The organism is Burkholderia sp. Ac-20345 (assembly GCF_017104825.1).
Lineage (GTDB): Bacteria > Pseudomonadota > Gammaproteobacteria > Burkholderiales > Burkholderiaceae > Burkholderia > Burkholderia lata_B.
The window spans coordinates 73,500-81,682 of the sequence record NZ_JAAGPO010000023.1 but is presented as its reverse complement, the minus strand read 5'-3'; the positions used below and the strand labels follow the sequence as shown (position 1 = coordinate 81,682).

Below are 8,183 nucleotides of genomic sequence, written 5' to 3'. Positions count from 1 at the left end.
ACGTGCCGGTGAACGTGAACCTGCACACGTACGCGGGGCCGGAGGGGCGCTTCTGCCCGGCGGCGGTGTACGAGTTCGTGAAGAACGACGACGGCAGCGACCGCCTGGTGATCAACGCGCAGAACTGTGTGCACTGCAAGACCTGCGACATCAAGGACCCGACGCAGAACATCGTGTGGGTCACACCGGAAGGCAGTGGCGGGCCGAATTACCCGAACATGTAACGCAACGCATCCCCGCGCCTGCGGGCGCGAACGAACCGGAGTGAGACGATGAGCAATGCAGCGAAAGAAGTCGTGGTGGTAAGCGGTGTCCGTACCGCGATCGGTGATTTCGGCGGCAGCCTGAAGGATTTCTCGCCGACCGACCTCGGGGCGAAGGTGGTCGCCGAAGTGCTGTCGCGCGCGAACGTGCCGGGCGATGCGATCGGGCATGTCGTGTTCGGCCACGTCGTGAATACCGAACCGAAGGACATGTACCTCGCGCGTGTCGCAGCGATCAATGGCGGCGTGGCGCAGCACACGCCCGCGCTGACCGTGAACCGCCTGTGCGGTTCGGGCCTGCAGGCGATCGTGTCGGCCGCGCAGACGATCATGCTCGGCGATGCCGACGTCGCGATCGGCGGCGGCTCGGAAAGCATGAGCCGCGCACCGTACACCGTGCCGGCCGCGCGCTTCGGCCAGCGCATGGGTGACGGCAAGCTCGTCGACATGATGCTCGGCGCGCTGCACGACCCGTTCCAGACGATCCACATGGGCGTGACGGCAGAGAACGTCGCGGCGAAGTACGGCATCTCGCGCGACGCGCAGGATGCGCTGGCGCTCGAATCGCATCGTCGCGCGGCGCGCGCGATCGCGGAAGGGCGCTTCAAGGACCAGATCCTGCCGATCTCGATCCGCTCGAAGAAGGGCGAGGTCGCGTTCGACACCGACGAGCACGTGCGTCAGGACGCAAGCGCGGACGATTTCACGAAGCTGCGCCCGGTGTTCGCGAAGGAGAACGGCACCGTGACGGCCGGCAACGCATCGGGCATCAACGATGCGGCCGCGGCCGTGCTGATGATGAGCGCGGACGCCGCGCGCGCACAGGGCGTGAAGCCGCTCGCCCGCCTCGTCGCGTATGCGCACGCGGGTGTCGATCCGGCGTACATGGGCATCGGCCCCGTGCCGGCCACGCAGAAGGCGCTCGAACGCGCGGGCCTGAAGATCAGCGATCTCGACGTGATCGAGGCGAACGAGGCGTTCGCGGCCCAGGCGTGCGCGGTCACGCAGGAGCTCGGCCTCGACCCCGCGAAGGTCAACCCGAACGGCTCGGGCATCTCGCTCGGTCACCCGATCGGCGCGACCGGTGCATTGATCACGGTCAAGGCGCTGTACGAACTGAAGCGCATCGGCGGGCGTTACGCGCTCGTGACGATGTGTATCGGCGGCGGCCAGGGGATTGCGGCGATCTTCGAGAACATCTGATAATCGAACGCTCAGCACCCGAACACACAGGAAATTTCATGGCCATCGAAATTGTCGGCGTCGTGGGCGCCGGAACCATGGGCAACGGCATTGCGCAGACCGCCGCCGTTGCGGGACTCAACGTCGTGATGATCGACGTCAGCGATGCCGCGCTCGAGAAGGGCATCGCGACGCTGAAGGGCAGCCTCGAGCGGCTCGTGTCGAAGGACAAGCTCGACGCAGCCACGCGCGATGCGGCGCTGGCGCGCATCACGACATCGACCGACTACGCGAAGCTCGCAGCGGCCGATATCGTGATCGAAGCCGCGACCGAGAGCGTCGAGCTGAAGGGCCGCATCCTGAAGCAGATCGAGGCCGTCGCGCGGCCCGACGCGATCATTGCGACCAACACGTCGTCGATCTCGATCACCGCGCTCGCGGCGCCGCTCGCCGACCCGGCGCGCTTCGTCGGCATGCACTTCTTCAACCCGGTGCCGCTGATGCCGCTCGTCGAGATCATCCGCGGGCTGCAGACGAGCGACGCGACCGCATCGGCGGTGCGCGAGCTGACCGAGCGTTTCGACAAGTCGCCGATCGGCGTGCGCAATTCGCCGGGCTTCGTCGTGAACCGGATTCTCGTGCCGATGATCAACGAGGCGTTCTTCGTGCTGGCTGAAGGCATCGCGTCGGCCGAGGAGATCGACGCGGGGATGAAGCTCGGCGCGAACCACCCGATCGGGCCGCTCGCGCTGGCCGACCTCGTGGGCCTCGACGTGTGCCTCGCGGTGATGGACGTGTTCGTGAAGGACTTCGGCGATCCGAAGTATCGCGCGTGCCCGCTGCTGCGCGAGATGGTGACGGCTGGCCGGCTCGGGCGGAAGACCGGGCGTGGGGTGTACGACTACAGCGCGTGATGCGAGCGCCGGGCGCGGGTGGCGTGTACGCTTCCGCGTGAATCCGGCGACGGCATGAAGCCGGCGTGAAGGCCGGTTTGGCACCGCACCCCGGAGGCCGGATTTCGATCCGGCCTCCGGGGCGTTTTTTTTGAATGAAAGATTGGCGTCCGTTATTCGCCGCAGATCAAACGCTATTGGTTGGTGCCCGTTGCCCATACCGTACGTGCGGTTCGCAAACCACGAGTGATGCCGATACAGAACTTGCCGTACTCCGAATTCGCGGCATGGGTTTTCAACACCAGCAGCAAATGCCCGATGACAGCGTCGTGGCTGGTGACGCCCGTCTTCAGCACGTGTCTGGCGTGAGGCTCGATAAACTGCAACGCCATGAATGACCGCCATTCGTCGTGCGGCTTCAATGGGTGCGGCACCGGGCGCCATCGAGCCGCCCGGGACCGATCCAACACCCGCGCCGATCAGGTCTGGATCGTGTTCATCACGTTGGCCGGCGTGATGAGATCGAACACCACGGTTTCGGGAATCGCGGTGGCGCCCGGATGTGCGTTCAGGTAGTTCGCCGTATCCTTCGCCTGCCGCGCGCCGATCGCCTCGCCGATCTTCACGACATCCCGGTAGTACTCGAACACGGCGTCCCGCAGCTGCGGCTCGACGAAACCGTAGGTGTCCTGCAGGAAGTCGATCGAGGGCTCCAGCACGCCGCGCCCCGTCACCGTTTCGGGGTAGGGGCCCTGGCCGGTCACCGATGCGTTGATCTGCACGTCCATGAAGTTCATGCCGCCGAGGGTCGGATAGGTGGCCGTTTGCGACGGCAGGCAGGCCAGCACGTCGGCCGGCGTCCACCGCGAGGACAGCTTGCCCGCCGGCAACGGGTACATCAGCGTCGATGCGTTGGGCACGAACGCCGCATGGTTGTACGCGCCGTCGTTGACCACCGTGTGCTGCACCGAGAACTGCCAGATGAACATCGTGAGCACGTCGCGCAGCGCCGCGACGGTCTTGACCTCGGCCGGGAAGCGATGGGCGAACGTCGCATTGTCGACGAAGTTGAACGCGGGAATCAGTTTGTCGAAGAAACGCTGAAGCTGGATGTCCGCCGCGATCGCCGGATCGCCGTCCGGATACCGGATCGCGATGAACTTGCCGACGAACCGGAAGATCGCGTCGTACCAAAGGCCGGCGTCATGAACGTACGCGTAGGAGAACGGCGTCTGCTCGACGCCGCGCCGCTTCGTATCGGCCGGAAGGGCCTGCTCCAGGAAACGAAAGCGATCGTTGTCGTAGTACATCTTGTCCTGCAGCTGATAGTTGCCGATCCGCCCGCACGAGAAGATCAGGTCGTAGACGAAGCCGAGGTTGTACACCCCGGGTGAGCCGTTCGCGTCGCGGGTCGCCGGGAAGGACTCGGCATACGGGTCGTAGGCGCGGTTGTAGATGGTCTGCTGGAATTCCACGGTCTTCACCACGTGCGGCCGCAGCAGCTTGAACACGGGGTGCTGCTGGAACGGCTCCGCGGAATGGGGCAGCGTGTCCGGGTTGAACACCTCTTCCGAGAACAGCGCGATCGACACCATCGCGCAGATCTGGTGCGTCAGCAGCTGATGAAAGCCCACGTCGTGCAGCGTCTGGCCCGCGCAGTTGGTCTGCATCTTGGCCAGCAGCCACGCATTCTCCGCATTGGGCATGTCCGGCGTGAACAGCTCGCCACCCGGTTCGAGCTGGATGCCGACCGGCATCAGTTCGTGATGGTGGTTCACGGTGAAGAAGACGAGTGGCTTGGCGAGGTAGTAGCCCACCGGCGTCACCGTGCAGGCGTCCAGGTAGTGCCGGTAGTTGGCCACGTATTGCACCGCGCCCTGCCGGCCGAGACGCGCCGCGTCGACGATGCCGGCTTCCGAAACCAGCCGGTCGAAGTCCGCCGTCGACACCTTCTCGAGCAACGTCGGCATGAAGCCAGCGAGCTGCTGCCGGGCGAACTCGTCGTCGCTCTTCAGCCAGAATTTCGGTGCGGGGATCGTCTGGAAATTGTTGCCGTAGTAGATGTCCTCCAGCATCTTCACCGCGTTTTCCATATCCACGGGCCTGGGCGGCAGCTTTGCGCGCCAGGCGACGTTGTCGTCCCAGGCCGAGTTCAGCATCGCCAGCACCTGCTTGTCGCGGTTGATGGCCTTCATGGATTGCGGCACCGTGTCGTAGTCCGCCACGAACGCGGGCACCTGGCCATCGAACACGTATTGCACGTCGCCGTAGATGCTGTCGCCGCCGCCCGGCGGCTTCGATGCCGCGTCGCGGTCCGCCAGGTTGTACGTGTACGCATACGACATCTGGTTGGCCGTGGCCGGGTCGCCCTCGATATCCGGCGCCAGGAACTTGCCCCAGGTCTGCTGCATGGCCTCGATCTTTTCAGCCTCGCCCGCATGCAGAAGGATGTTCAGCACGGCGTTGTAGGCCGAATCCAGCGCCCCTACGATCCAGCCGTGATGCACCGAGCAGCACTCGCCGGCGAAGTTCAGGCAGCCGTCGAACTCGGGCGTCAGCAGCGTCGGGTAGAGCTGCTTGAACTGCCCCGGCTTGAACAGCGCGAACGCGCCGCCGCCCGCGTGCTCGTCCCAGAACCAGGTCTTGGTCGTCACGCCGTCCTCGTAGCCCGCGAAGCACTCGTCGATATTGACTTCGGGGTACAGGTATTGAATGCCCTTGAGGCATTCCGCGATGCGCTCGCGGTCGTCGAGCGCCCCCAGCTTGCGCGCATCGAGCGCCCAGCAATACACCTGCAGCACGCCCTGGTCAGCGGCATAGCCGTACGACGGATAGATGATCTGCCGGTTCGGGCGGTCGGTTGCCGCCGCGCCGTAGCCGCCCGTCTGCTCCTGGCGCTCGCCCGCGTCGGCCCAGAACTGGCGCTTGAAGGTCAGGAAGGCCTTGAACGACGCCATGTAGTTGCATTCACGGATGGCCTGCGCCTTGTCGAAGGAGATCCCTTCCAGCAGGTTCACGTGCTTCTGGCCGTTCAGGTAGGCGCCGGTGGGCAGCGTGGTGACGACATAGGGATAGGTCCGCTCGTGCTCGCGGCCGTCGTGCGTGCGGCGCACCTTGACCCGCATGCCGCCCTGGCCGTCGTTCAGGCTCGGGTCGTGGCGCAGGCTCGTCACCTCGTGCTGAAGGTGCACGCGCGGCTTGTAAGCGGCCCGCGACGGCTCGCCGCGCGGCGCGCCTTCCGGATCGCGCGCGGTGGATGCCGGCGGCCTGGCATCCGGCGTGAGATTGGGCGGATCGTAACGGTAGGGGCCGCCCGGTTGCGGCAACATGCCGACCTGAATCTGCGCGGTGACGCCATCCTGCACCGTGACGGCGTCCTGCAGATCGAGCACCGTCCGGCACGCGTCCGGGAAGCGCTGCATCCCCTGGTCCACGGTGAGCATGTAGATCGCGTCGTCGTCCGGCCGATACGGGTCCTTGCTGCCGCCCCAGTCATAGACGGCGATCACCATCTCGACGAACGACACCGAGTACATCCCGCTGCCGACGTTGGTGGTCTCGAGGAAATTGGCCACGGACCACGGCAACAGGTCGTTCTTCGCGCCCATCGCAGGATCGTAATACTCGCCGAGATCCCCGAGGCGGAACTGCGTCGTCAGGTAATCCCACATCGAATACTGGTCGTACTGCATCAGCAGGTCGAAGCCCTCGGCAAATGACCGGTTGATGGCCTTCAGGAACGGCGCGTTCACCTGATCCAGCACCTTGTTGATCGGCAGGTATTGGTCGTTGCCGACGCCCTTCGGCGTCACCCAGGCCAACGGCACGTCGCCGCCGTTCGTCACGCCGAAGTTGAAGCTGTCCAGCGTCGACTCGGCGGCCGTCGTGGGTACGGCCATGTTGTTGTAGCGCAGCCGCTGCTGCGGCGAGTCGTAATAGAACTTCCGCCAGTACACGCTCTGGTCGTCGAGGCCATTGCGGGCCAGCACCGCATTCACCGCCAGCGCAAGCTGCTGCACCGGCAGCATGTCCGCCGAAAACTGCGGCAGGCGCATCCCGCCGACTTCGCCATACAGGCCGGCGCGCTGCACGTCGTTCGGATCGTAGTCGCTCGAGTACCACGTGTGAATGCGTCCGCCCACGCGGTCCGACGATTCGAACAGCTCGAACTCGATGCCGAGCGACTGCAGGATCAGCCCCGCGAACATCCCCGCGAAACCGCCGCCGACGATCCCGACCTGGGGCGCGTCCGCTTTCGCCGACAGCTTGTACGCGGCAGCGCCGCGCGTCGCGCGGATTTCGGCGGCCTTCGCGCGCTGCGTTTCGATCCTGGCACGGTAGGTGGCCCCATGGTTGGCCAGTATCCAGTTAGAGAACGCGGCGCCGAGCGGGCGCCGCTGCCGGGCGTGGCTCACCGGCGAGACGGTCGTGGCGTTGAAATGAAGGAAGCTCATGATGACCTCTTTGCGTGTGGTGTGACAGCGGGGACGGCTAAGTCATTGGGCGATGCCGATCCGTCTCCGAATCGACATCGGACACGCGACGCGCGCGGTGCGCGACGCAAATGCGTGCTCGATCGACAGGGAGGCTGACTTACTTCGGGAGGGGGCGTCCGGTGGACGCGTTTCTATACGGGGAACTGCGCCAGGCGCTATTGCGAACAAAGCTGTCCATTTTGAAATGGTCTCCGTGACAGAGCTGTTCAACCCGATGACGTGGATCGGGATTTTTAAATAAATATTGAATTTAAAACCAACCAGCCGCGACAGCAGGCCATGCAGTCGTCGGCCAAATCCGCACAACCCGGCTTTTGAAATATTGTCTTTTTACCGCTCCGAAGCCCGGCGCCATTGATTCTGTAATCCACTCGTCACATTTGCCGATTCGAGGATGTCTGATGCGTGTTTCGGCGGGGGCATTCTGATATTAGTGGCCGGGTATCCAATATTCCACCTGTTATTGCCGACAGTATTTTTTAAATATTGGAATTATCGACGGTATTTTTCAGTATTGGAGAACGGTCGGGTGGCGCCGTACGATATTTCCTGGTCGAAGCGGAACGGATGCCTATACTTGTCGATTGCCGTGCTGCACATTCGAATTCGGTCGACATCGAGGCGCAATGACGGACACTCTCCTTTACGGCGATTTCGCGCGGTACTACGATCTCGTGCATGCCGGGTTCGATTACGGCGGCCATGTCGATGCGATGCATGCACTGCTGCGCGCGGAAGGCGTGCTCGACGGCGCGAACGTGCTCGAAGCGGCCTGCGGCACGGGCAATTACCTGACGGCACTGCGCCGGCATTACACGGTGTGCGGGTTCGATCGCAGCGAGGCGATGCTGCGCGTGGCGCGCGACAAGCTGCCCGACACGCCGCTGCGGTTGGCCGATCTCCGGGATTTCGACTGGCCGGAACGCGTCGACGTGATCCTCTGCCTCTGTTCCGCCATTGCCTATCTACGCTCGTACGACGAGCTTGCCGAAGCCATCGCGGCGTTCGCGCGCGCGTTGCCGCCGCGCGGGGTGCTCGTGCTGCGTCCGTGGCTGACCCCCGCCCAGGCGTGCGACGGTGCGCTCTGGATGGACACGTTCGACGGCAATGCGCTCAAGCTGTGCCGGCAGGCCGTGCTCAGGCGCGAGAACCGTGACTCGATACTCGATTTTCATTGGCTGGTCGCGACGGCCGAAGCCGGCGTCAGCCATCACGTCGATCGTCACGTGCTGCATCTTTTCGACGATCGCGAGATCGAGACGGCGCTGTCGACGGGAGGCTTTTCGTGCCGGCGCGTCGTCGTCGCCGGCTTCGGCGAGCCGTTGTGGCTCGCTCGCCGGGTGGCCTGA

At 64.6% G+C, this 8,183-nt stretch carries 6 protein-coding genes; 4 read left to right on the top strand and 2 right to left on the bottom strand.

Annotation, left to right across the window (positions count from 1 at the left end; translation table 11 throughout):
- The 3 genes from G3O06_RS11640 to G3O06_RS11630 form a co-directional block, all read left to right on the top strand.
- On the top strand, positions 1 to 224 hold a 224-nt coding region (locus G3O06_RS11640; protein ID WP_205816101.1), incomplete at its 5' end, for a 4Fe-4S dicluster domain-containing protein.
- A gap of 48 nt (positions 225 to 272) precedes the next feature.
- Positions 273 to 1,466 carry a beta-ketothiolase BktB gene (gene bktB / locus G3O06_RS11635; RefSeq protein ID WP_205816100.1) on the top strand — a complete coding sequence of 398 codons (1,194 nt, stop codon included), beginning with the start codon at positions 273 to 275 and terminating at the stop codon, positions 1,464 to 1,466.
- A gap of 38 nt (positions 1,467 to 1,504) precedes the next feature.
- Positions 1,505 to 2,359 (top strand): 3-hydroxybutyryl-CoA dehydrogenase, encoded by an 855-nt coding sequence (locus G3O06_RS11630; protein ID WP_205816099.1) that lies wholly within the window; start codon positions 1,505 to 1,507, stop codon positions 2,357 to 2,359.
- Positions 2,360 to 2,532: 173 nt separating this feature from the next.
- Here the strand turns inward: G3O06_RS11630 and G3O06_RS11625 are convergent, their stop codons facing one another.
- Both G3O06_RS11625 and G3O06_RS11620 read right to left on the bottom strand, forming a co-directional pair.
- On the bottom strand, positions 2,533 to 2,730 hold the full coding sequence (locus G3O06_RS11625; protein ID WP_205816098.1) for a hypothetical protein: 198 nt from the start codon (positions 2,728 to 2,730) through the stop codon (positions 2,533 to 2,535).
- 87 nt (positions 2,731 to 2,817) lie between these two features.
- Positions 2,818 to 6,792 carry an FAD-dependent oxidoreductase gene (locus tag G3O06_RS11620; RefSeq protein WP_205816097.1) on the bottom strand — a complete coding sequence of 1,325 codons (3,975 nt, stop codon included), beginning with the start codon at positions 6,790 to 6,792 and terminating at the stop codon, positions 2,818 to 2,820.
- Between the two features lie 668 nt (positions 6,793 to 7,460).
- Between G3O06_RS11620 and G3O06_RS11615 the strand changes: the two genes are divergently transcribed.
- The gene (locus G3O06_RS11615; RefSeq protein WP_205816096.1) at positions 7,461 to 8,183 is read left to right on the top strand and encodes a class I SAM-dependent methyltransferase; all 723 of its coding nucleotides are present in this window, start codon (positions 7,461 to 7,463) and stop codon (positions 8,181 to 8,183) included.

Bases quoted from the DNA above. Each gene is read 5' to 3' on its own strand.
- bktB (WP_205816100.1), top strand. From the start codon at position 273: ATGAGCAATGCAGCGAAAGAAGTCGTGGTGGTAAGCGGTGTCCGTACC.
- G3O06_RS11630 (WP_205816099.1), top strand. From the start codon at position 1,505: ATGGCCATCGAAATTGTCGGCGTCGTGGGCGCCGGAACCATGGGCAAC.
- G3O06_RS11625 (WP_205816098.1), bottom strand. From the start codon at position 2,730: ATGGCGTTGCAGTTTATCGAGCCTCACGCCAGACACGTGCTGAAGACG.
- G3O06_RS11620 (WP_205816097.1), bottom strand. From the start codon at position 6,792: ATGAGCTTCCTTCATTTCAACGCCACGACCGTCTCGCCGGTGAGCCAC.
- G3O06_RS11615 (WP_205816096.1), top strand. From the start codon at position 7,461: ATGACGGACACTCTCCTTTACGGCGATTTCGCGCGGTACTACGATCTC.